This is a genomic window from Streptomyces sp. NPDC001348 (genome assembly GCF_053597535.1).
The window spans coordinates 1-23,947 of record NZ_JBSFIK010000011.1; the positions used below are offsets into that span (position 1 = coordinate 1).

Genomic DNA, 23,947 nt, shown 5'->3' on the forward strand with positions numbered 1-23,947 from the left:
GCTGATGCGCCCATGAGTGTCTCCACCTCGTCCCCGGAAAACGGGATCGCGGTCGTCACGGTCGACGCCCCGCCGGTGCCGCACCGCTGCGCTCCTCTGTCAGGAGGGGATGATCTGCCACTGCTGCTGGGGAGTGGCTGTGTAGGTCCACTGGTTGATGGCGGCTCCGTCGGCTGTGGAGCCGCTGTCGACGTTGAGGGACAGGCCGCTGAGCCGGTTGGTGAGGAGGTAGTAGCCGTCGCCGGTGGGGGTGATGGCCCAGTGCTGCTGGGGCGCGCTCGCGTCGCTCCAGATGTCGGCGGTTCCGCCGTTCACGCGGGAGAGTCCGCCGATCTCCATGAGCGTGCCGCTGTTGGCGTTGCGGATCTTGTAATAGCCGCTGTCGGACGGGGCGATGGTCCACTTCTGGTTGGCGTGGTTCTGCCAGGGCCATTGCACGATGGCGGTGTTGTTTGCGGTCTTGGCGCCCGAGACGTCGGCGACCTTGCCGCTGTGGCGGGCGACGAGGCGGTACACGGTGCCGTCGCCGGGAAAGAAGGTGGAGACCAGGGCGGGTGTCGCGGTGCGGCCGCCGACGCGCAGGTTGCCGATGTTGGCGTAGCCGCCCATGCCGGCGGTGACCTGGATACGGACGAAGGCGGCATTGCGGGCCGGCCATTCGACGAGCTTGGTGGTGCGGTCGCCGGCCCAGGAGGCGGTGGCGACCTGCGTGAAGGTCGTGCCGTCGGTGCTGGTGGAGATGGTGCAGGCCGTGATGTCACCATCGGTGGTGTTGCTGCGGTTCCACTGCTTGGGCAGGTACTCGAGGGTGGAGATGTTGCTCCACACCCCGCCGAGGTCGATGGTGATGCTCTGGGGCAGCGAGAGGCTCCAGGTGGACCAGCAGGTCTCGAAGTTCTTGTCGCTGCGGCCGTCGATGGCGTTCAGGGGGCCTTCGCCGGTGTGGTAATCGGTGGCGTAGGCGGCCACGGGGGTGACCGGGTGTTCGGCGCGGAGCATCTGGGTGGGCAGGGGCGGCCGGGAGGTGTTCGGACCGCTCCAGGCGGCGCCGACCTCGGAGAGCCGGTTGACGATGTTGGTGTCCAGCACACCGTTGCGGTTGGGCGGGCAGTTGAGGATGAACGAGGTGTACTTGGGCTCCAGGTCCGCCAGGTGGGAGAGGATGGAGTCCCTGCTCATCGGATCGGTCGTGGGCGTCGTGGGATGCCAGAACCATCCGTTGCTGATCGTCTGGCCCTGCAGCGAAGCGTAGGTGTTGCCCGCCGGTGAGGTGATGCCGAGGGGCTCCTCGAAGTAGATCGCGTCGCCCAGGAAGGGCACCGACAGCCCGCCGTGATCGACCATCACGATGTCGGGTTGCAGTGACTTCACATGTTCCCTGATGCGCTGGTAGGGGACGGCCTGCTGGCCCATCTGCCAGGCGTAGCCGTCGGTGACGAACATGTCGATGGTGCCGTAGTTGGTGAGCAGTTCGGTGATCTGGTTGAGGATGTAGGTGATGTCGCCGGGCTGGATCGCCTGGCTGGTGTCGGTGACGTGGCCGCCGTAGGCCTGGACCGGGCGGGTGCGGTCCCAGATGGAGAAGTACAGGCCGACCTTGAGTCCCTGGGCGCGGAAGGCCGTGACGTACTGGGCGACGATGTCGTGCTTGTAGGAGCTGTTGGCGACGTTGTACCTGTTGTAGGCGCTGGGCCACAGGCAGAAGCCGTCGTGGTGCTTGGTGGTCAGGACGCCGTAGCTCATCTTCGCCGCCGCCGCGGCCGCCGCCCACTGGGCGCAGTCGACCGCCGTGGGCGCGAACAGCGCCGGGTCCTGGTTCGGGGTGGCCCACTCCTCGTTGGTGAACGTGCCCATGTTGAAGTGGTTGAACATGCCGAACCGCAGGTTCACCAGGTTGCTGAGATTGGTCTGCATGTCCGCGGCGGCCGCCTGAGGGAGCAGGCGGGAGAAGCCTGGAAGCACGGGCAGTGCGCTCGCGGCCACAGCGGCGCCCGCGGCGCCCAGCAGGGTACGACGGGACAGTCTTCCTGACGACATGGGTGTACTCCCGGGTTTCGGGTGGCTTGGGTGTGTCGGGGACGAGGCGGTCACAGCGCCGTGAAGGTCCACAGCAGGTTGGTGCTGCTTCCGTAGGTCCACTGCTTGGTGATCGAGCCCGATGCGACGTTGCCGCCGCCGTCGAGGACCAGACCGGTGGTGCGGTTGGCGATCGAGTAACCGTTTCCGCCCCGGGGGGTGATCCTCCACTGCTGGTTCGGGCTGCCGTTCCAAGGCGCCTGCCGGGCGGCGGAGCCGTCGGCGGTGGCGCCCCAGCCGTCGGCGACCATGCCGTTGGTGCGGTTGACCAGCTTGTAGTAGCCGCCACCCACCTCGACCGCCTGCCACTGGAGGTTGGTGCTGCTGTCCCAGGTCCACTGCTTGAGGTTGGCCCCTGAGGCGACGTTTCCGCCGCTGTCCAGGGCGAGGCCGTCGGTGACGTTGGTGAGCCGGAAGTACGTCGACGGGTTGAACTGGATCTTGAGCGAGGTGATCTGGTCGTTGTTGCCGGTGACCCTGAGGTCGGGGTTGTCGGCGGTGAAGGTCCATGAGGTACCGGTGAAGTTGTCCCCGGAGTAACCGATCACCTGGTAGCCAGGGCCCGGACGGAGGGAGGAGAGGGTGCGCGCGCCCAGTCCGGCCGCGGTCAGGTCGGCCGCGGTGTAGTCGCCGAGGGCGAACGTCGCGGAGCTGCCCGTGTAGTTGACGTCCGCGAAGGCGACGGCGCCGGCGAGCGGCAGCATGCCCGGTATGGTGCCGGAGAAGGAGAGCTTCAGGACGTAGGCGTTTGCGGTGTACGGCGCGGAGGAGGGAAGGGTGACCGTGAGGCCCGAGGAGCCCTGGGCCGGTGCGGGCAGGTCGATGTAGGTGCCGGCGGTGGAGCCGAGCAGCTTCACCGAGGACAGCGACGAGAGGTTGATCCGGTCCGAGCTGAGGGTCTTGATCGTCAGTGAGCCGCCGGGCCAGCCCAGGACGGTGGCGTACAGGACGTTGTCCGCCTTGTTGCGGGTGAAGCGGATGTCCTGCGCCGTGCCGGCCGTCGGATTGGTGAACGCGCCGCCGCCCATCTTCGTCGGGCCTTCGCCGTACACCGTCCAGGCGCGGGTCGAGTAGATCGACTCGCCGAAGCGCTTCAGGTGGTCGCCGATGCCGAGCAGGATGTCCTTCTGCGCCTGGGGGATCGTGCCGTCGGCCATCGGGGCGATGTTCAGCAGCATGTTGCCGTTCTTGCTGACCCGGTCGATGAACGAGTGCAGCATCTGTTTGATGCTGTAGTAGCCGATGCCCTGGGTGTAGCACCAGCTGGAGCTGGAGATGCTGTCGTCGGTCAGCCAGTACGGGGCGGTGAGGTCGGCCGGGCCGCCGCGCTCGTAGTCGAAGACCTCGCCCTTGTTGTCGAACCCGTCCTTGTAGGTGGCGACGACCTCGCGTCCCCAGGCGTTGGCCTGGTTGTAGTAGTACGAGAGGAAGTTCAGGCGCTGCGTCTCGTCGACCGCGTCCAGTTTGAAGTCCTGCCAGAGGATGTCCGGCTGCGCGAGGTCGATGACCTCCTTCAGCTTGTCGTACCAGAGCTGGTTCTCCTGCGCGCTGCCCAACTGTCCGTAGAGCTTCTGCAGGCTCGGGTCCGACTGCGCGGGGACATGGTCGTAGAAGCCGTTGAAGTGGTAGGCGTGGTGCATGGCGACCAGCAGCCTGAGCCCCTTGGCGCGGATCGCCGTGGTGAACAGCTGCAGCAGATTGAGCTTCGGGCCCTTGGCGGCCGAGTTCCACTCGTTGACCTGGCTGTTCCACATGGAGAAGCCGTCGTGGTGTTCGGCGACCGGTCCGGCGAACCTCGCGCCCGCGTCGACGAACAGCTGGGCCCACTCGTCGGGGTCGAAGTTGCCGCCCGCCGACTTGAGCTTCGGGGCGAACTGCGCGGTGTTCCCGGCGAGGTCCTTCGCCCCGTTGATGAAGTTGTGGTACGGCCACACGGACGGGTCGCCGTAGGTCGCGATGTGGTGCTGGTTGGCCGCGCTGCCGGATATGTACATGTTGCGCGGGTACCACTCGTTGTCGTAGGCGGGAACGCTGAAGACGCCCCAGTGGAAGTAGATGCCGAACTTGGCGTCCTGGAACCACTCGGGGGCGGGTGGGTGCTGGTCGACCGAGGTCCAGTCGGGCGTGTAGGTGCTCGGTGCCGCCTGTGCGATGCCGGCCCCGAGGCCGCCGCCGGCGACGGCCGCGGCCGCTACGCATGTGGCGACGGACAGGAACTGGCGTCTGCTGAGAGAGCTCATGAGGATATCCCTGAAGTGGGGGACAGAGGAGACGAGGGGGAGAGGGGACGCACGTCGCCCACGGTTCTGGAGCGCCGGAGGTTACGCATGAAGTTCGACCATGTGACGGACTGATGTCAACGGGCGTGCAGGGATGAAAACGCTCCATGGCTCGTGGTTTTGCCCTGTTACAGGCGATATCACCCAGCTGTCGGATGTCAGACATGGAATGTCTCGGGTGCGGGCGAAGGGCATGCGCCACACCGGAAGCCCACGGGCAAGCCGTCATCGCATCACGAATCCGCATCATTGATGGGATTGATTCGGCCACCGGGTCAACGTTACGCGCTCCGCAGCAGCCACGTTTCCAGCGGTTTCTTCCGACGTCTAGACAGGATCCCGGGTCGCCGCCTATATATACATCCCATCTCTTCGATGTGACGGCATACAGCTGTCGTCCAGCACACCGTCTCCCGCTCCGGGACCAGCGCGAGGAAGTACCGATGAGACTGAGAACCGCCCTTTGCTCCACCGCCTCCGCCCTGTCCGCCCTGGCACTGCTCAGCGCCTGCAGCAGCGGCTCGGGCACGTCCGCGTCGAGCGACGCGCCGCTGGTCGGCGTCGACTACCCGCGTTCCGACACCGACTTCTGGAACTCGTACATCAAGTACACGCCCGAGTTCGCCAAGAAGCTGGGCCTCTCCCTGAAGACCACCAACTCGCAGAACGACGTCGCCAAGCTGACCGCCAACGCGCAGACCTTCATCAGCCAGGGCGTCAAGGGCATCGCCATGGCCCCGCAGGACACCGCCGCCGTCGCGCCGACGCTGGCGCAGCTGGAGGCGAAGAAGATCCCGGTCGTCACCGTGGACACCCGCCCGGACAGCGGCAAGGTGTTCATGGTGGTGCGGGCCGACAACCGGGCGTACGGCGAGAAGGCCTGCCAGTACCTCGGTACCAAGCTGAGCGGCAAGGGCAAGGTCGTGATGCTGGAGGGCGGCCTGGACTCCATCAACGGCCGTGACCGCACAGAGGCGTTCAACGACTGCATGAAGAAGAACTACCCCGGTATCAAGGTGTTCGGCGAGGCCACCAACTGGGACGGTGCCGTCGCCGCGCAGAAGCTGCAGACGGACCTGACCGCCCACCGGGACATCAAGGGCATCTACATGGAGTCCAGCTTCGCGCTGTCCGGCACCCTCCAGGTCCTCAAGCAGAAGGGGCTGCTGGTCGGCCCGAAGGACAAGAAGCACGTGTTCGTCGTCTCCAACGACGGCATCCCCGAGGAACTCAAGGACATCGCCGCCGGGAAGATCGACGCCACCGTCTCGCAGCCGGCCGACCTCTACGCCAAGTACGCGCTGTACTACCTGAAGGCCGCGATCGACGGCAAGACGTTCAAGCCCGGCAAGACGGACCACGACAGCACCATCATCCAGGTCCGCGACGGTCTGCTCGAGGACCAGCTCTCCGCCCCCCTCGTCACCGTCGACGGCGGCACCTACGGCGGCGTGTCCAGCGTCAAGAGCGACGACAAGTCCCTGTGGGGCAACAACCTCGGCTGACCTGCCCTTCGGACACCCAACGGCTAACGACCACAAGGCGGTTGTGATGAGCGACGGGGAGCGAGCAGCCAGCCCCGCGCCCGCCCCGGCGGACGACGGACGGTCCCAGGCGGGCCCGCCCGTCGTCGAGGCGACGGGCATAGTCAAACGATTCGGTCCGACGGTGGCCCTGAACGGCGCCCGGATCACCATCAGGCCCGGCGAGACCCACGCACTCGTCGGCCGCAACGGGGCCGGCAAGTCGACGCTCGTGTCGGTCCTCACCGGTCTGCAGGCCCCCGACGAGGGAACGGTCACCTTCGGCGGCAGCCCCGCGCCACGACTCGCGGACCGCGACGCCTGGCGCCGGCGCGTGGCCTGCGTCTACCAGAAGTCGACGATCATCCCCACGCTGACCGTCGCCGAGAACCTCTTCCTGAACCGGCACGACCGCGGCCCGAGCCGGCTCATCAGCTGGCCGGGTGTGCGCCGCCGGGCGCAGGAATTGTTGTCGGCCTGGTCGGTGGACGTCGACCCGCAGTCCCCGGCCGGCGATCTGAGCGTGGAGCAGCGGCAGTTCGTCGAGATCGCCCGTGCGCTGTCATTCGGGGCGCGGTTCATCATCCTCGACGAACCGACCGCCCAGCTGGACGGAGCCGCCATCAACCGGCTCTTCGACCGGATCCGCGATCTGCAGCGCCAGGGCGTGACCTTTCTGTTCATCAGCCACCATCTCCAGGAGGTCTACGAGATCTGCGACATGGTGACGGTCTTCCGCGACGCCCGCCACATCGTGACCGCGCCGGTCGCCGAGCTCCCCCGCGCCGAACTCGTCGCCGCCATGACCGGCGAGGCGGCGGTCGACCGTCTGCAGGAGCGGTCGAGCACCCTCGACCGCGCCGCCACGCCCGCGCTGTCCGTGCAGGCGCTGGGCAGTGACGACGCTTACGGTGATGTCACCTTCCAGGTGGGCGCCGGAGAGATCGTCGGACTCGCGGGCGCCGCCGGCAGCGGTCGCACGGAGGTCGCCGAGACCGTCGTAGGTCTGCGGGCGGCACAGGCCGGCCAGGTGGAGATCGCCGGGACACGGCCCCGGCCGGGCAGCGTGCCCGCCGCGCTCGCGGCCGGCGCCGGATTCGTCCCGCAGGACCGGCACCACCAGGGATTCGTGCCCGACATGTCGATCGCGGACAACGCCACGCTGTCCGTCGCCCACCGGCTCCGCAAGAACGGTTTCCTCAGCCGTGAGCGACGGGACCGGCTCGCCGACAACATGATCGAGAAGCTGGCGATCAAGACGCCGGGGCCCGAGCTGCCCGTCTCCGCGCTCTCGGGCGGCAACCAGCAGAAGGTCGTCATGGGCCGCGCCCTGGCGGACGACCCCCGCCTGCTGGTGCTGATCAATCCGACCGCGGGCGTGGACGTGCGCTCCAAGGAGTTCCTCCTCGACAAGGTCGAGGAGACGGCGCGGACCGGCACCGGAGTGCTCATCGCCTCGGACGAACTGGACGACCTGCGCATGTGCGACCGGGTCCTGGTGATGTTCCAGGGCCGGGTGACCTCAGAGATGGCCCGCGGCTGGCACGACCACGAACTCGTGGCCGCGATGGAAGGAGTGGACCTCAATGCCTGAAACCGTCCTCGCGGACACGCCCGCCCCCAAGGCCACGGAGCCGAAGGCGAAGCGGACGGCTCTGCTCGGCGGCCGGATACCCCTGGCCCGCCTGCGCGACCTCGCGCTCGTCCCCGCGATCGTCGTCATCGCGGTCGTCGGTCAGATCGTCAACCCGGTGTTCCTGCAGGCCGACAACCTCATCAACGTACTGCAGACCATGTCCGAGATGGCCCTGCTGGTCCTCGCCCAGACGATGATCCTGATCGTCAAGAAGATGGACCTGTCCCTGGAGTCCACCATGGGTCTCGCGCCCGGTGTGGCGGCCTGGCTGGTCGTCCCGACCGGCGCCGGACACGGACTCGGCCTGCTCCCCGGTGCCTGGTCGATCCCCGTCACCCTCGCCGTGGGCGCACTCGTCGGCGTGATCAACTCGCTGCTGATCATCCGCTTCGGCCTCAACGGCTTCATCGTCACCCTGGGCATGCTGATCGTGCTGCGCGGCATCCTCACCGGCATCTCCGGCGGCCAGACCTTCTTCCAGCTGCCGCAGTCGATGCTCTACATCGGCACCGCCGAATGGTTCGGGATGCCCGCCTCCATCTGGATCTGCCTGTCCCTGTTCGCGATCGCGATCGTGGTGCTCGGCTGGACCAGCTTCGGCCGCTCCCTGTACGCCATCGGCGGCAATGTCGACGCGGCGAAGGCGGCCGGTATCCGTACCGACCGGGTGCTGTGGATCGTGCTCGTCACCGGTAGCGTGCTCGCCGCCCTCGCCGGCCTGATGCTGTCCGGACGCCTGGCCTCGGTCGCCTCAGCGCAGGGCAACGGCTACATCTTCACCGTCTTCGCCGCCGCCGTCATCGGTGGGATCAGCCTCAACGGCGGCAAGGGCACCATGTTCGGCGCGTTCTGCGGCATTCTGCTGCTCTTCATGATCCAGAACGTGCTGACGCTGGCGGGCGTCCCCGCTCAGTGGATCGGCGCTCTCAACGGCCTGATCATCCTGGTCGCCCTCGCCATCTCCCGCATCACCGGCGGCAAGGTCCAGGAGTGACCCGGGGCGGCCCCACCGGCCGCCCGACCTCCGCAGCGTTCACGTCTCGTCGCGAGGGGAGCGATTCCCCTCGCCGCTCACAGGAGTTGCCGCCATGTCCGCCACCGTGCCCTCATCCGCCCGCATCATCGCCCTGGACGTCCTGGACGTGCGGTTCCCCACCTCCGAACACCTCGACGGCTCGGATGCCATGAACCCCGAGCCCGACTACTCGGCCGCCTATGTGGTCCTGCGCACCGACGCCGGCGACGGACTGGAGGGTCATGCCCTGGCCTTCACCACCGGACGCGGCAACGACGTGCAGGCCGCCGCCATCGCGGCCCTCGCCCCGCACGTGGTCGGCCTGTCGGTGGAGGGGATCTGCGCCGACCTCGGAGCGTTCTCCCGCTCGCTGGTGCACGATCCACAACTGCGTTGGCTGGGCCCGGAGAAGGGCGCCATCCACATGGCCACCGGCGCGGTGGTCAACGCCGCCTGGGACCTCGCGGCCAAGCGCGTGGGCAAGCCCGTGTGGCGCTTCCTCGGCGAGATGTCGCCCGAGGAACTGGCAGCGCAGGTCGACTACCGGTGGCTCAGCGACGCGCTCACTCCGGGGGAGGCCCTGGACATCCTGCGCCGTGCCGAACCGGGCCGCGAGGAGAGGATCGCGCGGCTGCTGGAGCGCGGCTACCCGGCCTACACCACCACGCCCGGCTGGCTCGGGTACTCCGACGAGAAGCTGGCCCGTCTGGCCCGCGAGGCCGTCGCGGACGGCTTCACCCAGATCAAGCTGAAGGTCGGCGCGTCCCTGGAGGACGACGTACGGCGTCTGCGCGTCGCCCGCGAGGCGGTCGGCCCGGACATCCGCATCGCCGTCGACGCCAACCAGAGATGGGACGTCGGCCCCGCCATCGACTGGATGCGCGCCCTCGCCCCGTACGACCCGTACTGGATCGAGGAGCCCACCTCACCCGACGACATCCTGGGTCACGCCGCCGTCCGCCGGGCGGTCGGTCCCATCAAGGTCGCCACCGGCGAGCACATCGCCAACCGGGTCGTCTTCAAGCAGCTCCTGCAGGCCGGCGCGGTGGACATCGTGCAGATCGACTCGGCGCGGGTCGGCGGTGTGGGGGAGAACCTCGCGATCCTGCTGCTCGCCGCGAAGTTCGGGGTGCCGGTCTGCCCGCACGCGGGCGGCGTGGGCCTGTGCGAGATGGTCCAGCACCTGTCGATGTTCGACTACGTCGCCGTCTCCGGCACGACCGACGACCGGGTCATCGAGTACGTCGACCACCTGCACGAGCACTTCGTCGACCCCGTCCGCATCGTCGACGGCCACTACCTGGCGCCGGCTCTGCCCGGGCTGAGCGCGCAGATGCACCCCGACTCACTCAAGGAGTACGCGTACCCCGACGGCCCCGTCTGGACGACCCGTGTCTGACGCCCAGACCCTCGTCGACGCCCACCACCACGTGTGGGACCTGGACGTCCGGCCGCAGTCCTGGCTGGACGAACCCGCACACGAGCCCATCCGCCGTACCTTCGGCACCGACGACCTGCGCACGGCCGCCACCGCGACCGTGGCGGGCCGGCGGCTGGAGCGCACGGTGCTCGTCCAGTGCGTGGCATCGGTCGACGAGACGCGCGAGTTCCTCGCCCTGGCCGGCAGTGACCCGCTCATCGGCGCGGTCGTCGGCTGGGCCGATCTCACCTCACCGGCGATCGGCGACGTACTCGACGCACTGCGCGCCGGACCCGGCGGCACCCACCTGCGGGCCGTACGTCACCTCGTCCAGGGGGAGTCCGATCCGGCCTGGCTGCAGCAGCCTTCGGTGGAGCGGGGGCTGCGGGCGGTGGGCGAACGGGACCTCGGGTACGACCTGCTCATCCGCAGCCACCAGTTCCCCCAGGCTGTCCGCCTGGCCGAACGCCTCCCCGGCCTTCCGCTGGTCCTCGACCACGCCGGAAAGCCGCCTATCGCCCGGCAGGACCTGGACGTCTGGGAGCGGGGCGTGCGGCGGCTGGCCGCGCATCCGCAGGTGCGGTGCAAGGTGTCGGGCCTGGTCACCGAGGCCGACCACGCGAAGTGGACCGTCGACGACATCCGGCCGGTGTGGGAGGTCCTGTTGGCGGCCTTCGGTCCCGACCGGCTGATGTTCGGTTCGGACTGGCCGGTCTGCGTCCTCGCCGGCGGCTGGAACCGGTGGGCCGCCACCGTCGAACAACTCCTGGACGGCTGCTCAGCCGCCGAGACCGAGGCGGTCCTCGCCGGTACCGCCACCACGTTCTACCGCCTCGGCCCCACTCGAAGGGAAGAGGGCACGCCATGCTGCTGACCGAACTCCTGCACCCGGGCATCCTCGGAGCCCTGGCGGGCGCCGGGCACGGAGCCCGGGTCCTGCTCGCCGACGGCCACTATCCGGCGAGCACGGCCACCGGCCCGCGCGCCAGGACCGTCCACCTCAACCTTGCGCCGGGTCTGCTGGACGTCACCACCGTGCTCGACGTCCTGCTGCGGGCCCTGCCCGTGGAGTCGGCGCACGTGATGGTGCCGCCCGAGGGCGAGCCGGAGCCACCGGCCATCACCGAGTACCGCTCGATGCTGGCGCCCGCCCCCGTCGGGACGCTCGGCCGCTTCGAGTTCTACGACGCCGCCCGCTCACCCGACCTGGCGCTGACGATCGTCACCGCCGACATCCGCACCTATGCCAACCTGCTGCTCACCATCGGCGTGCGCGCTGAAGGGACCCTGAGAACACGATGACACTCGCAGTCCGCTATCTCGCCGCCCGCACCCTGGACACCGCGGCCGCCGAGAGTCCGTCCCCCGGCCCCGGCGAGGTGGAAATCGCTCCCGCCTACGTCGGTATCTGCGGCACCGACCTGCACATCTTCCACGGTGACATGGACGCCCGGGTCGCCGTGCCCGCCGTCCTCGGGCACGAGATGTCCGGCCGGATCACGCGGGTGGGCGCCGGAGTGGAGGGCTGGTCGCCCGGGGACGCGGTCACCGTGATGCCGCTGCGCTGGGACGACAGCTGCCCGGCCTGCCAGGCGGGGCACCGGCACATCTGCCAGCACCTGGACTTCATCGGCATCGACTCGCCGGGCGCGATGCAGCAGCGGTGGACCGTGCCCGCCACGACCCTCGTACGGCTGCCCGGCTCGCTGCCCCTGGACCGGGCCGCCCTCGTGGAGCCCACCGCGGTGGCGGTGCACGACGTGGGCCGGGCCCAGGTCCGTGACGGCGAGAAGGCCGTCGTGGTCGGCGGCGGCCCCGTCGGCATCCTCATCGCCCTGGTCGCCCGAGCAGCCGGAGCCGACGTCCGGGTGGTCGAGCTGAGCCCGCACAGACGCCGGCTCGCCGAGGAGTCGGGGCTGGCCACCTGGGACCCGGTCACCGACGACGTGCCCGAGCTGGTCCGGCGGTGGACCGGCGACGCCGGTGCGGACGTCGCCTTCGAAGTCTCCGGCGCGCAAGGCGGAGTGGAGACCGCCGTCGAGGTGCTCGGTGTGCGCGGCCGGCTGTGCCTGGTCGCCATCCACCCCCGGCCCCGTGAGGTGAACCTGCACCGCTTCTTCTGGCGGGAACTCACCCTCGTCGGGGCCCGGTTGTACGACCGCTCCGACTTCGAGCGGGCGGTGGCCCTGGTGGCCGACGGCACCGTTCCCGCCGACCGGCTGATCAGCAAGGTCGTGCCGCTCACCGAGGCACCGGCCGCCTTCGAAGCGCTGGAAGGCGGCGGCGACGTGATGAAGATCCTGGTGGACTGCGGCAACGACACGACGGGAGCGAGCGCATGACCCTGTTCGACCTCACCGGGAAGCTCGCCGTCGTCACCGGTGCGCGGCGCGGCATCGGCCGGGCCATGGCCCGTGCGCTCGCCGAGTCCGGCGCGGACGTCATCGGCGTCAGCGCGAGTCTGGAGGCCGCCGGCAGCGACGTGGAGAAGGACGTCGTCGCCGCCGGGCGCACCTTCGAGGCCATCCGCACCGACTTCGCCGAGCCGGAAGCCGTACGGGCCCTGGGCGCGGACCTCGCGGGGCGCGAACGGCCGGTGGACATCCTGGTCAACAACGCGGGGACGATCCGCCGTGCCCCTGCCGCCGAACACCCCGACGAAGACTGGGAGTTGGTTCTGCAGGTCAATCTCAACGCCCAGTTCGCCCTGTCCCGCGCGGTGGGAGCGGCGATGGTGGCCCGCGGCCACGGCAAGATCATCTTCACGGCGTCGCTGCTCAGCTTCCAGGGCGGCATCACCGTCCCCGGCTACACCGCGGCCAAGCACGGCATCGCCGGACTGACCAAGGCGCTCGCCAACGAGTGGGCGCCGCACGGCGTCAACGTCAACGCGATCGCCCCCGGCTACATCGCCACCGACAACACCCAGGCCCTCCAGGACGACCCCGCCCGCAGCCGCTCGATCCTCGACCGTATCCCCGCCGGCCGCTGGGGCCGGCCGGACGACCTCGCCGGCGCCACCGTCTTCCTCGCCTCGGACGCCGCCGCCTACGTCCACGGCGCGATCCTGCCCGTCGACGGCGGATGGCTGGGGCGATGACCGCGGACCTCGACCCCGTGCTGCACGGCCGCATCCTGCCGGTGCTGACGGTACCCGGAGCGGCCATGGCCGCCCCACTGGCCGACGCGCTCGCCTCGGGCGGCGCCCGCTGCGCCGAGGTCACCTTCCGCACCCCCGATGCCGAGCAGGTCCTCAAGGCGATGGCGGCGCACGGCGGACTCACCGTCGGTGCCGGTACGGTGCTCACGACCGAGCAGGTGGAGCGGGCCGTGGCGGCAGGCGCGCGTTTCGTCGTGTCACCGGGCTTCGACGAGACGGTCGTCGCCAGGTGCCGTGAGCTGGGTGTGCCGGTCGTGCCCGGCGTCGCCACCGCCACCGAGCTGATGCGCGCCCTGCGGGCCGGCCTCGACACCGTCAAACTCTTCCCCGCCGAGCCACTCGGCGGCATCCGGGCCCTCCGGGCGCTCGCGGCCCCCTTCCCCGGGGTGCGGTTCGTGCCCACCGGCGGCATCGACGCATCCCGCCTGGCCACGTACCTCGCCCACCCGGCGGTCCTCGCCGTCGGCGGCAGCTGGATGGCCACCCCCGCCCACCTGGACCGCGGCGACTACGAGGAGATCCGCCGACTGACCTCCGAGGCCGTGCAGAGGAGCTCCGCATGACCGACGTGCTGGCCCTCGGCGAGGTGATGCTGCGCTTCGACCCCGGCGAGGGCCGCATTCGCACCGCCCGTACCTTCCAGGTCTGGGAAGGCGGCGGCGAGTACAACGTCGTACGCGGACTGCGTCGATGCTTCGGTCTGCGCACGGCAGTCGTGACCGCCCTGGCCGACAACCCCGTGGGGCGGCTGGTCGAGGACCTCATCCTCCAGGGCGGGGTCGAGACCTCGCTGATCCGCTGGGTGCCCACGGACGGCATCGGCCGCGGCGCGCGCAACGGCCTGAACTTCGTCGAACGCGGCTTCGGCATCCGGGGCGCACTGGGCGTCAGCGACCGCGCGGGCACGGCGGTCTCGCAGCTCCGCAAGGGCGACGTGGACTGGGACGCCCTCTTCGATTCGGGCCCCCGCTGGTTCCACACCGGCGGAATCTTCGCCGGCCTGTCCGACACCACCGTCGACGTCGCGGACGAGGCCTTGGCGGCGGCGCGGCGGCACGGTCTGACGGTCTCCTACGACCCCAACTACCGACCGAGCCTCTGGGACGGCCGGGGCGGCGCGGAACGGGCGCGCGAGGTCGACCTGCGGCTCGCCCGGCACGCCCACGTCGTGGTGGGTGCCCTGGGGCTGGCAGGGCCGCACCCAGGGGCGGTACGCATCGAGGCGGACGAGGTACGGGACGCCCTCGTCGAAGTGGCCGGGCACCTGCCCCGGGCAGAGGTGCTCGCCACGACCCTGCGGGAAGTGCCCTCCGCGGGGGTCAACGACTGGACCTCCGCCGCCTGGTCGGCCCGTACCGGGTTCGTCCGCGGCCCGGAGATGACCGGCCTGCACGTCCTGGACCGCATCGGCTCGGGGGACGGCTTCGCGGCCGGACTGATCTACGGACTGCTGACCGCCGGCGGCCAGGAGGGCGGACCGGTGGGCCGGGCCGGCCTCCCGGCGGACCTCGACGTCGCCGGACTGAGCCGCGCCCTGGCCTACGGGACCGCGCACGGCGCCCTCACCATGACCACCCCCGGCGACGTGTCCATGGCATCGCTGGCCGAGGTGGAGGCACTCATGGCGGGCGGCTCGGCCGCCGTCAGAAGGTGACAGCCCATGGACGGTCACACCGTCCCCGCTTCTCGAGGAGGACACTTGCCACATCGGAGCATGGGGCGACGCAAGATCGGGAGCACTCCTGTCGAGCTCACCGAACTCGGATTCGGGGCCTCGGTCATCGGCAACCTCTACAGGGCCACCCCGGCGCACGACGCACAGGCCGCGGTCGACGCGGCCTGGGAGGCGGGCCTCCGGTACTTCGACACGGCACCGCACTACGGTCTCGGCCTGTCCGAGCGGCGCCTGGGCGCTGCCCTGCGTGAGCGCCCGCGTGACGCCTTCGCCGTCTCCTCCAAGGTCGGCCGTCTGCTCGTCCCCAACGAGCACCCACGGGGTACCGACACCGAGGGCTTCCTCGTCCGTGACGACCTGCGCAGACAGTGGGACTTCAGCCGGGACGGCGTCCTGCGGTCCATCGAGGACACGCTGGAGCGTACGGGACTGGACCGGCTGGACGTCGTCTACCTGCACGATCCCGACGACCACTGGAGGCAGGCCGCCGAGGAGGCCATGCCGGCCCTGGCGGAGCTGCGCGACCAGGGGGTGATCGGTGCGATCGGCGCCGGCATGAACCAGTCGGCCATGCTCGCCCGCTTCCTGCGCGAGACGGCGGCCGACGTGGTGATGCTGGCAGGGCGCTACACGCTCCTCGACCAGTCGGCACTGGACGACGTCCTGCCCGCCGCCGAGGAACTCGGCAAGAGCGTGGTGGCCGTCGGCGTGTTCAACTCAGGGCTGCTCTCCCACGAGCGTCCCGCCGAGGGGATGAAGTACGACTACCAGGAGGCTCCTTCGGCCCTGGTGAACCGCGCCCGGGCGATCGCCGAGGTCTGCGCGGCCCACGGTACGACGCTGCCCACGGCGGCGATCGCATTTCCGTACAGCCATCCCAGTATCATCAACGTCACCCTTGGTATGCGGACCGCGGAACAGGTCGTACGGAACGTGGAACTCCATCGCCGGTACGTCCCTGACGGCCTCTGGGACGATCTGCGCGCCCGGGGCCTCATCAGGTCGGACGTGCCCGGGGTGAACGGGCCCGGAAGGAGTGCGCCGTGTCTCTGACGGACAAGGCCATTGCGCAGATCCGGGAGCTGATCCGCAGCGGAGCGCTGCCGCCGGGCTCGAAGCTTCCGCCGGAGCCGGAGCTGGCCGCCCAGCTGGGCCTGTCACGCAACCTGGCCCGGGAGGCCGTGAAGGCGTTGGCCGTCGCCCGGGTCCTGGAGGTCCGGCGGGGCGACGGGACCTACGTGACCAGCCTGCAGCCCAGCCTGCTCCTCGAGGGACTGGGCGGTGCGGTGGAACTGCTGCAGGGCGATTCCGCCGCGCTGCAGGACCTCATGGAGGTGCGGCGGCTCCTGGAACCGGTCGCCACCGCGCTGGCCGCCACCCGGATATCCGACGAGCAACTGGCCGAGGTCGAGCGGCACCTGGAGGCCATGCGGGAAGCCCGTGACGACGTGGAGCGGCTCAATTCCCACGACGCCGCGTTCCACCGCGCCGTCATTTCGGCCACGGACAACGAGACCCTGCTCACGCTCCTGGAGGGCATCTCCGGACGTACCCTGCGCGCCCGCATCTGGCGTGGTCTGGTCGACAGCCAGGCATCGGGCCGGACCCTGGCCGAGCACGAAGCGATCTTCCGGGCACTGTCCGTCCGCGACGCCTCCCTCAGCCAGGCCGCCGCACTGCTGCACGTCAGCAACACCGAGCTGTGGCTGAGGGAGCACCTGCGTTCGGGAGAAGCCCTCCCGTGGGGCATGACGGCCGAGGAGTGACGAGCGCGACCCCCTTGGCGCACGTCCTCGCCGGCCACCTCGCCGGGCGGCAGACGGTGATCCGCACCGCGCAGCCGTCTCGCTCCCGGCCCGCTGCCGCAGCGCCGCGACCGGCCCGGGGCGTCAGCGCTCGGGCCGGGCCGTCACCGTGAACTGGGCGCCGTCGGGGTCACGCAGCACGACCTCGTCCACGTCCTCCCGCAGCACACTGCCGCCGTGCTTCTCCGCCGCCCGTGCGCACCCGGCCACGTCCTCCACGGCGAAGTGGATCTGCCAGTGCGGCCTGACCGACGGATCCGGGGCCGCCTCCACCGCGCCGGAGTCGATACGGGCCACCACGTCGCCCTGACTGCGCAGCACCACCTCGCCCCTCTCGTACTCGACCTGGCAGCAGCCGGGACTTTGCGAGGCCCAGCCCAGGATCTCGCCGTAGAAGATGGCGGAGTCGAAGGCGTCCCTGGTGTGCAGCCGGATGAAGGTCGGTGCCGCCCGCCGCCAGGCCTCCCAGTTGGAGACGAGCTTCCCCTCCCAGATCCCGAAGGTCGCCCCGTCCCGGTCCGCGAGGAGCGCCGCCCGTCCGGGCGGGAAGGACAGCGGGCCCACGGCCACGGTGCCGCCCCGTTCCCGGGCGCGCGCCGCTGCGTCGTCCGCGTTCGGGACCGCGAAGTACGGGGTCCACGCCACCGCCATCTGCCACATGCTGGCGACCGCCGCTATCCCGGCGACCGGCACGCCGCCCGCCAGCGCGATACGGAAGTGGTCGCCCATCCGGGCGTCGCGCCACCGCCAGCCCAGCACGGCCTCGTAGAAGTCCTGGGTGGCCCGCAGATCGCGGCTGGTCAGACTCACCCAGCAGGGGGCACCGAACACGGAGTGCGTGGAGACGACGCCTTTCGGGTGCGTCGTACCGCCGGGAAGGGGCATGTCGTGTTTCATGGCAGTCGCGTCCTGGTCTCGGCGACCGGCAGCCACCGGTCTCCCACCAGTGTCCAACCGGATGCGGTGAAGGCGCCTGCGGAGTACCCCGTACGGATGGCCCCGAAACGATCGCGGGCCCGAGGGCGACGCGTGGCGGGGTGCGGTCGGGCGGTGTATTGATGGGCTGAGAGCCGTCAGGCGACGCCGTGCACGTACCCCGCGCACAGGGAGGCGACCATGTCCGCGAACGGCCGCCGGGACGAGACGGAACCGGACCGCGTCTTCGCCTTGCAGGAAGAGGTCCACCAGCTGAAGGAGGCCGTCACCTCGCACGCTGTCGTGGACCAGGCGATCGGGATGATGGTCGCCCTGGGCCGGATCACCCCGGACCAGGGATGGGCGGTGCTGAAGGAGGTCTCCCAGCACACCAACATCAAGCTGCGCAACGTCGCCGACCTCGTCCTCGTCTGGGGCCGGACGGGTGACATTCCCGCCGAGGTCCGGGCCGAACTCGAGGACGCCCTCGACCGGCACGGCCCGACGCAGATCCCCGGTTCCCCGCCCGAGTGACGCGGCGGGCCGGCGGCGGATCAGCGGGAATCGCTGAGCAGTTCCTCGCGCAGGTGCGCGAAGCAGGTGCTGAGCAGCCGGGACACGTGCATCTGCGAGATGCCGAGCTGCTGCGCGATCCGGCTCTGCGTCATCCCGCGGAAGAACCGCAGATAGAGGATCATGCGTTCACGTTCGGGCAGCGCCTGCAGACACGGCTTGACCGCGGCGCGGTCGACCACCAGGTCGTACCCGGGCTCGGGCCCGCCCAGGGCGTCCCCCAGCGCGTAGCCGTCCGTACCGGGCATCTCGGCGTCCAGGGAGAGCGCGGTGAAGCACTCCAGCGCCTCCAGGCCGGTCAGCACCTCGTCCTCGGTCAGGTGCGCGCGGTTGGCGATCTCGGCGACGGTGGGTGACCGCCCCGGGATCGTCTGTCCCAGTTCCTTCACGGTGCTCCGGACACGGTTGCGCAGGTCCTGCACCCGGCGGGGCACGTGCAGGGTCCACATGTGGTCGCGGAAGTGCCGCTTGATCTCCCCGGTGACGGTCGGCACGGCGTACGCCTCGAAGGCACGGCCGCGCGACGGGTCGAAGTGGTCGACGGCCTTCACCAGACCGAGCGCGGCCACCTGGTAGAGGTCCTCCAAGGACTCGCCGCGGCCGCGGAACCTCACGGCTATCCGTTCGGCCATGGGCAGCCAGACACGCACCAGTTCGTCCCGCAGCGCCTGCCGCTCCGAGCCGTCGGACAGCACCGCGAGCCGCTCGAACGCCGCAGCGGTGTCCGGGGCGTCGTCGTGCGGGTGGGGCTTCGTTCTCTTGGTGCCGCGCATCGAGGGCCTCCCTCAGCGGGTGCCGGGTGGGAAGACACCATGGGAGCTGGCACGGGCCGGACGAAGGCCTGGGGTCCGGCGGACCGGCTCCCACGGACGTGCCTCCTGTCCGAAGCACATAGGTGAAGATTCCCACAGTAGGACGTATCAAGGCAAATCATCTCATCATCTGACATGTGATGATTTATTCCAGTTGTCGTTCACCTGGCGCCCTCTTGACTTCCGCTCGGGGGAGATACCTCTGGAGCAGAGGTAATCTCCCAAGTGTGGAATCGGGCACCTTCCCGGAGGAACTGGCCGACGCCCTCGTGGGGGTGCAGCGGCTGCTCCGCCGCCGGTTGCGCAGCGGACTGACCGGGCCACGACTGCGTGGCGCCGATGTGGAACTGCTGCGCCTGGTCGAGACCCGGCCGGGCATCGGCGTCTCGGACGCGGCCAAGGAGCTGCATCTGGCGGGCAACTCGGTGTCAACCCTGGTGAACCGGCTCGTCCGGGACGGGCACCTGATCCGCGAGACCGATCCCGCCGACCGGCGCGCCGCCCGCCTCCGCCTGACCGAGGCGGCACAGAACCGGCTGGGCGACTGGCAGCGACGGCGGGCCGCCCTGGTCGGCCGGCACGTGGCCCGGCTCGGCGAGGCCGACCGGGAAGCGCTGCGCGCCGCCCTGCCGGCGCTGCGCAAGCTGGCCGTCACCCTGCACGAGGAGGCCGAGGAACCATGACCCGGGACACCGCCGCCGACGCGGACACCGTCACCCGACCGGCCGAGGCGGCGGCCGCGGTCACCTGTACCGGGCTCGCCTACGCCTTCGGGGACACCAACGCGGTCGACGGGCTCGATCTGGTGGTGCGCGAGGGCGAGGTCTTCGGACTGCTCGGCCCTACGGCATCCAGATCATCTGGGAGCGGGACGCCGGCATCCTCAACAAACTCCTCGTCACCCCGACCCCGCGGTCGGCGCTGATCGGCGTGTCCCTCACCTGGAACCCGCTGAAGCTGCTCGGCGTCGCGGCGGCCGTCGTCCTCGCCTCCGTCTTCTTCTCCTGCCTGTCGATGACCATCGCCGGCATCGTGCTCAGCCGTGACCGTCTGATGGGCATCGGGCAGGCCATCACGATGCCGCTGTTCTTCGGCTCCAACGCGCTGTACCCGGTCTCCGTGATGCCGGGCTGGCTCCAGGCGGTCAGCAAGGTCAACCCGCTGAGCCACCAGGTCGACGCCCTGCGTGGTCTGCTGCTCGGCACCCCCGCACACCTGGCCGTCGATTTCGGCGTCCTGACGGTGGTGGCCGCGCTGGGCATCGCCGCGGCCTCCTCGCTGCTGGGGCGACTGGCCCGCTGATCTTGCCGCCGACGTGATGTGCGGCACGCGCGCCGCACCCGTCGGCGGGTCGCTCGGCCGGATATCCGCTGGGCACGGCTTGATCGTCGATCAAAGCGGGCGAACCCCCTGGCCACAGCGCATTCTGCTCATTTGACAGTGCACTGAGCGCACAGATAGGAAGCAGGCCTCGGAGGTCGAGAGGGGCATTGTGTACGAGCCGAACGTGGTCGGGGACTGGCAGGAGTACGAGGAGCATGCCGGTCTGCGGATCCGCGTCCACCGTCTGGAAGCGGCCGAGCCGCCGCGCGGACGGGACGACGCCGCCGCCGGGCTGACGTACTTCCGTCTCCGGGTGACCGTGGAGAACCGCGGCGCGCGGCACTTCCTCGTGCACCTCGAGGACGGCCAGATCGACGTCCGGGTCGGCCCCGACGGGGAGGGCGCCTTCATCGACTGGCGCAACTCCCAGTTCGTCGAGGGCTTCGACGTCTACCCGCTGCGCCGCGCCACCGCCGTGCTGTACGCCGCGGGTCCCGAGGCGGCCCTGGCCCAGGTGGACGTCCAGATCCAGCTGCGGGTCGACGAGGAGTGGACCGAGCGCCGGCTGTGGGCCGGCGGCATCGGTGTGCACGAGGGGCACGTCGGCGCCGGTGCCGCCGCGGCCGCCGGACCGGGCAGCCTGGCCCACCAGGTCAGCACCTACCTGCGCGACCAGGGGGACCCGGGCACCACCACGGCCTGAGGTCACGGCCCGGGGGCTTGATCCCGAACGACACCCCCTAGTGGGGGATGCCGTCGATGATCTCCCGGGCGCCCTGTCGCAGCAGGGCCACCGCGACCGACGTGCCGAGCGTGGCCGGGTCCAGGCGGCCCGCCCACTCGTGGGCGTTCAGCCGGGTCTTGCCGTCCGGGGTGAACACACACGCCCGCAAGGACAGTTCGCCACCGTGGCCGGCGCGCGCGTATCCGGAGATCGGGCTGTTGCAGTGCCCCTGCAGCACATGCAGGAACATGCGCTCCGCGGTCGCCTCCCGGTGGGTGTCCGGGTCGCCCAGGCCGCTGACCGCGTCGATCAGGTCGGAATCGTCCTGGCGGCACTGCAGGGCGAGGATGCCCGCGCCGATCGACGGCATCATCGTCTCCTCGGACAGCACCTCGGTGACCACGTCCCGCCGGCCGATCCGCTCCAGCCCGGCGACCGCCAGCAGCAGCGCGTCGGCTTCACCGGCCGCGAGTTTTTCCAGGCGGCGGTTGGCGTTGCCGCGGAACGGCACGCACTTCAGGTGCGGATGGGTGGCCGCCAGCTGGGCGACCCGGCGCACCGAGGAGGTGCCGACGCGGGTGCCCGGGGGCAGTTCACCGAGGGTGAGTCCGCCCGGGTGGACGAGCGCGTCACGGATGTCGTCCCGCTTCAGGAACGCCGCGAACACCGTTCCGGCGGGCAGCGGCCGGTCGGCGGGCACGTCCTTGAGACAGTGCACCGCCAGGTCCGCCTCGCCGGCCAGCAGCGCGGCGTCGACCTCCTTGGTGAACGCGCCCTTGCCCTCGACCTGGGACAGGGCGCCGAGCCACTTGTCCCCGGTCGTTCTCACCGGTACGACCTCGGTGCGCATCCCCGGCTGCAGGGTCGCCAACTCGGCGCGGACCCGCTCCACTTGGGCGAGTGCCATCGGAGAGTCGCGGGAGACGATACGGATGAGTTCCGGGACGGCCATGGGGACACGATAGTGGGTGCGCCGGCCCTCCGGCGCCACCCGCCGCCGCATGACCGCCGGGCCCCCGGGTACCTCAGACGCCCGGGTCGAACGTGATGCCGGACGGCATCGCCTTCGACAGGTGCGAGGCGAAACTGTCGTCCTTCAGACCGAAATGCGCGCTGCCGAAGTCGTACGCGCTCAACTTCTCGCGCAGGCCGGCCGGGTAGCCGTTCCAGCCGACCAGCGGCGGGTACTGCCAGGTGTGCTTGTGGTTCTCCGGTGGCTCGTCGTTGCCGTTCGCCAGCCGGAAGCAGTGGGTGCCGATGCCGTCCTTGTGGTAGACGATCTTCGGGTGGGTGCCCTCGAAACGGACCTGCGAGACCGCGTGCACGGTGAACGAGCCGTGGTTGGAGGTCGACACGTACTGGACCCGGCCGTCCCGCACCCACACCACGACGTGCTCCCAGTCGTTGCGGTGGCCGCCGATGCCGCTGCCGGGCAGCGCCTGGTCCTTCTCGAAGTACAGGCCGTACATGTAGGCGCACCAGCCGTTGTCGCACCTGTAGCGCGAGTAGCTGTTGGTGTTGTCCAGGTCGGAGGCGTCGTGACAGTTGCCGTTGAGGGCGCCGGTCGGCTTCAGGCCGCCGTTGACCGTGCCGTCCGGTCCGATGGCGGGCGTCGGATAGCAGCCGTCGGTGTCGTAGTCGAAGGCGGGCTGGTACGTCAGTTCCGCGGTCTCGGCGTCGACCGGCAGCGCCTGCGGCGGAGCGGCGAAGGCGGCGGCGGGAAACGCGACCACGAGGGCGGCGGCGCCGGCGAGTCCGGCGAGCCATCTCCGGGGCCTGACGCGCGACAACGTCCGTGACGACACTGACTCCTCCAACGAGGTCGTGGGGCAGGGCGATTCAGCATCCATGCTCTACATGTCCCTGCCAAGGGGCCCGGCACGAGCTGCACCGGGCGTCGCAGTGGTGAAGCCCCGGCGGCGGTGACGCGTCGTCAGCGGGCGTCGTCCGGCAGGTCCGCCGACGACTCCTCCGGGGTGAGGTCCGGACGCAGCCGCAGCCAGGACGGCTGGCGCAGCATTCCGGCCCTGGTACGCGTGCTGTAGCTGACCTCGCCGACCAGCCGGGGCAGCACCCAGTGCGCGCCGGAGACCGGTGGCACGGGCTCGAAGGGGCACACGCCGGTCTCGGCGGCCCGCAGCAGCAGGGCCAGTTCGGCCCGCTCCGCCTCGCTCCAGCCGGTGCCCACCCCGCCGACGTACCGCAGCCGCCCGGTGGCGCGCTGGCCGACCAGCACCGCGCCCGGCAGACCGGTCAGCCGGCCCTTGCCCGGCAGCCAGCCGCCGACGATGACGTCCTCGCTGCGCAGGTTACGGATCTTGATCCAGGCGCGGGAGCGCACCCCGGGCTCGTACACCGAGTCCAGCCGCTTGCACACCAGCCCCTCCAGCCCGTGTTCCCGCGTCGCCCGCAGCGCCTCGCCGCCGTGCCCGGTGACGGCGGCCGGCGTCGACCAGGAGGGCCCCGCCAGGCCGAGGTCCTCCAGCAGCACGCGGCGCCGGACGTAGGGCAGGGTGAGGAGGGGGCGTCCCTGGAGGTGCAGCACGTCGAACAGCACCAGGTGCACCGGAATCCGGGCGGCCCTGCGGGCCGCCAGTGCCGGTGCGTGGGCCAGGCCCATGCGGCTCTGCAGCAACTGGAAGTCGGCGCGGCCGTGTTCGTCGACGGCGAGGATCTCACCGTCCAGGACCGCGGGCGTGCTGCCGAGAGCACGGCCGAGGGGGCGCAGTTCGGGGTAGGCGGCGGTGATGTCCTCGCCGGAGCGTGCGCGCAGCAGCAGGCTGCCGTCGCCGGGCAGGTAGGCCACCACGCGCTGGCCGTCCTGCTTGGTCTCGTAGGCCCACCGGGTGTCCTGCGCGGCGGGCGGCAGCGTGCCGGGCGTGGCGAGCATCGGCGGGATCAGCGGCAGCGTCACGGCGGTCACGGCTGAAGGTGTCGACCGCGCCCGGCCGGCTCACGCCCCTTTCCCGGCCGGTTCCCCTGAACGGCCGGTCGGGTCCGCCGGGACCCGG

The 23,947-nt window shown here is 70.5% G+C and carries 22 protein-coding genes and 2 pseudogenes; 17 read left to right on the forward strand and 7 right to left on the reverse strand.

Features of this window, described 5'->3' with window-relative positions:
* Nucleotides 1-99 precede the first annotated feature (99 nt).
* Complete coding sequence (locus ACWC21_RS14100) at nucleotides 100-2,037, reverse strand: RICIN domain-containing protein (protein WP_450881415.1); 1,938 nt, start codon at nucleotides 2,035-2,037, stop codon at nucleotides 100-102.
* Between the two features lie 50 nt (nucleotides 2,038-2,087).
* Entirely contained in the window at nucleotides 2,088-4,316 is a 2,229-nt protein-coding gene (locus ACWC21_RS14105; protein ID WP_450881417.1) for an alpha-L-fucosidase, read from the reverse strand.
* A gap of 482 nt (nucleotides 4,317-4,798) precedes the next feature.
* On the opposite strand from ACWC21_RS14105, the gene ACWC21_RS14110 reads away from it, so the two are divergent.
* The 12 genes from ACWC21_RS14110 (at nucleotide 4,799) to ACWC21_RS14165 (ending at nucleotide 16,550) form a co-directional block, all read left to right on the forward strand.
* Entirely contained in the window at nucleotides 4,799-5,860 is a 1,062-nt protein-coding gene (locus ACWC21_RS14110) for a sugar ABC transporter substrate-binding protein (protein WP_450881419.1), read from the forward strand.
* 46 nt (nucleotides 5,861-5,906) lie between these two features.
* A complete protein-coding gene (locus ACWC21_RS14115) occupies nucleotides 5,907-7,472 on the forward strand; it encodes a sugar ABC transporter ATP-binding protein (protein ID WP_450881421.1) in 1,566 nt (521 codons plus the stop codon).
* Entirely contained in the window at nucleotides 7,465-8,508 is a 1,044-nt protein-coding gene (locus ACWC21_RS14120) for an ABC transporter permease (RefSeq protein ID WP_450881423.1), read from the forward strand. The genes ACWC21_RS14115 and ACWC21_RS14120 overlap by 8 nt, the downstream gene beginning before the upstream one ends.
* A gap of 94 nt (nucleotides 8,509-8,602) precedes the next feature.
* On the forward strand, nucleotides 8,603-9,928 hold the full coding sequence (locus ACWC21_RS14125; protein WP_450881425.1) for an L-fuconate dehydratase: 1,326 nt from the start codon (nucleotides 8,603-8,605) through the stop codon (nucleotides 9,926-9,928).
* A complete protein-coding gene (locus tag ACWC21_RS14130; RefSeq protein ID WP_450881426.1) occupies nucleotides 9,921-10,823 on the forward strand; it encodes an amidohydrolase family protein in 903 nt (300 codons plus the stop codon). The genes ACWC21_RS14125 and ACWC21_RS14130 overlap by 8 nt, the downstream gene beginning before the upstream one ends.
* Nucleotides 10,814-11,251 carry an RbsD/FucU domain-containing protein gene (locus ACWC21_RS14135; protein ID WP_450881428.1) on the forward strand — a complete coding sequence of 146 codons (438 nt, stop codon included), beginning with the start codon at nucleotides 10,814-10,816 and terminating at the stop codon, nucleotides 11,249-11,251. Before ACWC21_RS14130 ends, ACWC21_RS14135 begins: the two co-directional genes overlap by 10 nt.
* Nucleotides 11,248-12,291, forward strand: coding sequence for a zinc-dependent alcohol dehydrogenase (locus tag ACWC21_RS14140; RefSeq protein WP_450881430.1), 1,044 nt, complete (start codon nucleotides 11,248-11,250; stop codon nucleotides 12,289-12,291). Before ACWC21_RS14135 ends, ACWC21_RS14140 begins: the two co-directional genes overlap by 4 nt.
* The gene (locus ACWC21_RS14145) at nucleotides 12,288-13,049 is read left to right on the forward strand and encodes an SDR family oxidoreductase (protein ID WP_450881432.1); all 762 of its coding nucleotides are present in this window, start codon (nucleotides 12,288-12,290) and stop codon (nucleotides 13,047-13,049) included. Before ACWC21_RS14140 ends, ACWC21_RS14145 begins: the two co-directional genes overlap by 4 nt.
* The gene (locus tag ACWC21_RS14150; protein ID WP_450881434.1) at nucleotides 13,046-13,672 is read left to right on the forward strand and encodes a bifunctional 4-hydroxy-2-oxoglutarate aldolase/2-dehydro-3-deoxy-phosphogluconate aldolase; all 627 of its coding nucleotides are present in this window, start codon (nucleotides 13,046-13,048) and stop codon (nucleotides 13,670-13,672) included. Before ACWC21_RS14145 ends, ACWC21_RS14150 begins: the two co-directional genes overlap by 4 nt.
* Nucleotides 13,669-14,763 carry a sugar kinase gene (locus tag ACWC21_RS14155; RefSeq protein WP_450881436.1) on the forward strand — a complete coding sequence of 365 codons (1,095 nt, stop codon included), beginning with the start codon at nucleotides 13,669-13,671 and terminating at the stop codon, nucleotides 14,761-14,763. The genes ACWC21_RS14150 and ACWC21_RS14155 overlap by 4 nt, the downstream gene beginning before the upstream one ends.
* Before the next feature lie 60 nt (nucleotides 14,764-14,823).
* Nucleotides 14,824-15,837: an aldo/keto reductase gene (locus ACWC21_RS14160; protein ID WP_450881438.1), complete on the forward strand. Its 1,014-nt coding sequence runs from the start codon at nucleotides 14,824-14,826 to the stop codon at nucleotides 15,835-15,837.
* Nucleotides 15,828-16,550 (forward strand): FadR/GntR family transcriptional regulator, encoded by a 723-nt coding sequence (locus tag ACWC21_RS14165; protein ID WP_450881440.1) that lies wholly within the window; start codon nucleotides 15,828-15,830, stop codon nucleotides 16,548-16,550. Before ACWC21_RS14160 ends, ACWC21_RS14165 begins: the two co-directional genes overlap by 10 nt.
* Before the next feature lie 123 nt (nucleotides 16,551-16,673).
* On the opposite strand, the gene ACWC21_RS14170 is transcribed toward ACWC21_RS14165, so the two are convergent.
* The gene (locus tag ACWC21_RS14170) at nucleotides 16,674-17,486 is read right to left on the reverse strand and encodes a VOC family protein (protein WP_450881442.1); all 813 of its coding nucleotides are present in this window, start codon (nucleotides 17,484-17,486) and stop codon (nucleotides 16,674-16,676) included.
* A gap of 219 nt (nucleotides 17,487-17,705) precedes the next feature.
* On the opposite strand from ACWC21_RS14170, the gene ACWC21_RS14175 reads away from it, so the two are divergent.
* Nucleotides 17,706-18,038 carry an ANTAR domain-containing protein gene (locus ACWC21_RS14175; RefSeq protein ID WP_450881444.1) on the forward strand — a complete coding sequence of 111 codons (333 nt, stop codon included), beginning with the start codon at nucleotides 17,706-17,708 and terminating at the stop codon, nucleotides 18,036-18,038.
* 20 nt (nucleotides 18,039-18,058) lie between these two features.
* Here ACWC21_RS14175 and ACWC21_RS14180 read toward each other — a convergent pair whose 3' ends face one another.
* Nucleotides 18,059-18,850, reverse strand: coding sequence for an RNA polymerase sigma factor SigF (locus ACWC21_RS14180; RefSeq protein WP_450881446.1), 792 nt, complete (start codon nucleotides 18,848-18,850; stop codon nucleotides 18,059-18,061).
* Nucleotides 18,851-19,116: 266 nt separating this feature from the next.
* On the opposite strand from ACWC21_RS14180, the gene ACWC21_RS14185 reads away from it, so the two are divergent.
* The 4 genes and pseudogenes from ACWC21_RS14185 (at nucleotide 19,117) to ACWC21_RS14200 (ending at nucleotide 20,915) form a co-directional block, all read left to right on the forward strand.
* Nucleotides 19,117-19,572: a MarR family winged helix-turn-helix transcriptional regulator gene (locus ACWC21_RS14185; RefSeq protein ID WP_450881448.1), complete on the forward strand. Its 456-nt coding sequence runs from the start codon at nucleotides 19,117-19,119 to the stop codon at nucleotides 19,570-19,572.
* Nucleotides 19,569-19,733, forward strand: a pseudogene (locus tag ACWC21_RS14190) (ABC transporter ATP-binding protein); the annotation flags it as partial. The gene ACWC21_RS14185 and the pseudogene ACWC21_RS14190, both read left to right, overlap by 4 nt.
* A pseudogene (locus ACWC21_RS14195) lies at nucleotides 19,733-20,191 on the forward strand (ABC transporter permease); the annotation flags it as partial. The pseudogenes ACWC21_RS14190 and ACWC21_RS14195, both read left to right, overlap by 1 nt.
* Nucleotides 20,192-20,381: 190 nt before the next feature.
* Nucleotides 20,382-20,915 carry a hypothetical protein gene (locus tag ACWC21_RS14200; protein WP_450881450.1) on the forward strand — a complete coding sequence of 178 codons (534 nt, stop codon included), beginning with the start codon at nucleotides 20,382-20,384 and terminating at the stop codon, nucleotides 20,913-20,915.
* A 37-nt stretch (nucleotides 20,916-20,952) separates the two neighbouring features.
* Here the strand turns inward: ACWC21_RS14200 and hemC are convergent, their stop codons facing one another.
* From hemC to ACWC21_RS14215, 3 genes are all read right to left on the reverse strand, one after another.
* On the reverse strand, nucleotides 20,953-21,888 hold the full coding sequence (gene hemC / locus ACWC21_RS14205) for a hydroxymethylbilane synthase (RefSeq protein ID WP_450881452.1): 936 nt from the start codon (nucleotides 21,886-21,888) through the stop codon (nucleotides 20,953-20,955).
* Nucleotides 21,889-21,961: 73 nt separating this feature from the next.
* Complete coding sequence (locus tag ACWC21_RS14210; protein ID WP_450881453.1) at nucleotides 21,962-22,741, reverse strand: NPP1 family protein; 780 nt, start codon at nucleotides 22,739-22,741, stop codon at nucleotides 21,962-21,964.
* 128 nt (nucleotides 22,742-22,869) lie between these two features.
* The gene (locus tag ACWC21_RS14215) at nucleotides 22,870-23,850 is read right to left on the reverse strand and encodes an ATP-dependent DNA ligase (RefSeq protein WP_450881727.1); all 981 of its coding nucleotides are present in this window, start codon (nucleotides 23,848-23,850) and stop codon (nucleotides 22,870-22,872) included.
* Between the last annotated feature and the right edge of the window lie 97 nt (nucleotides 23,851-23,947).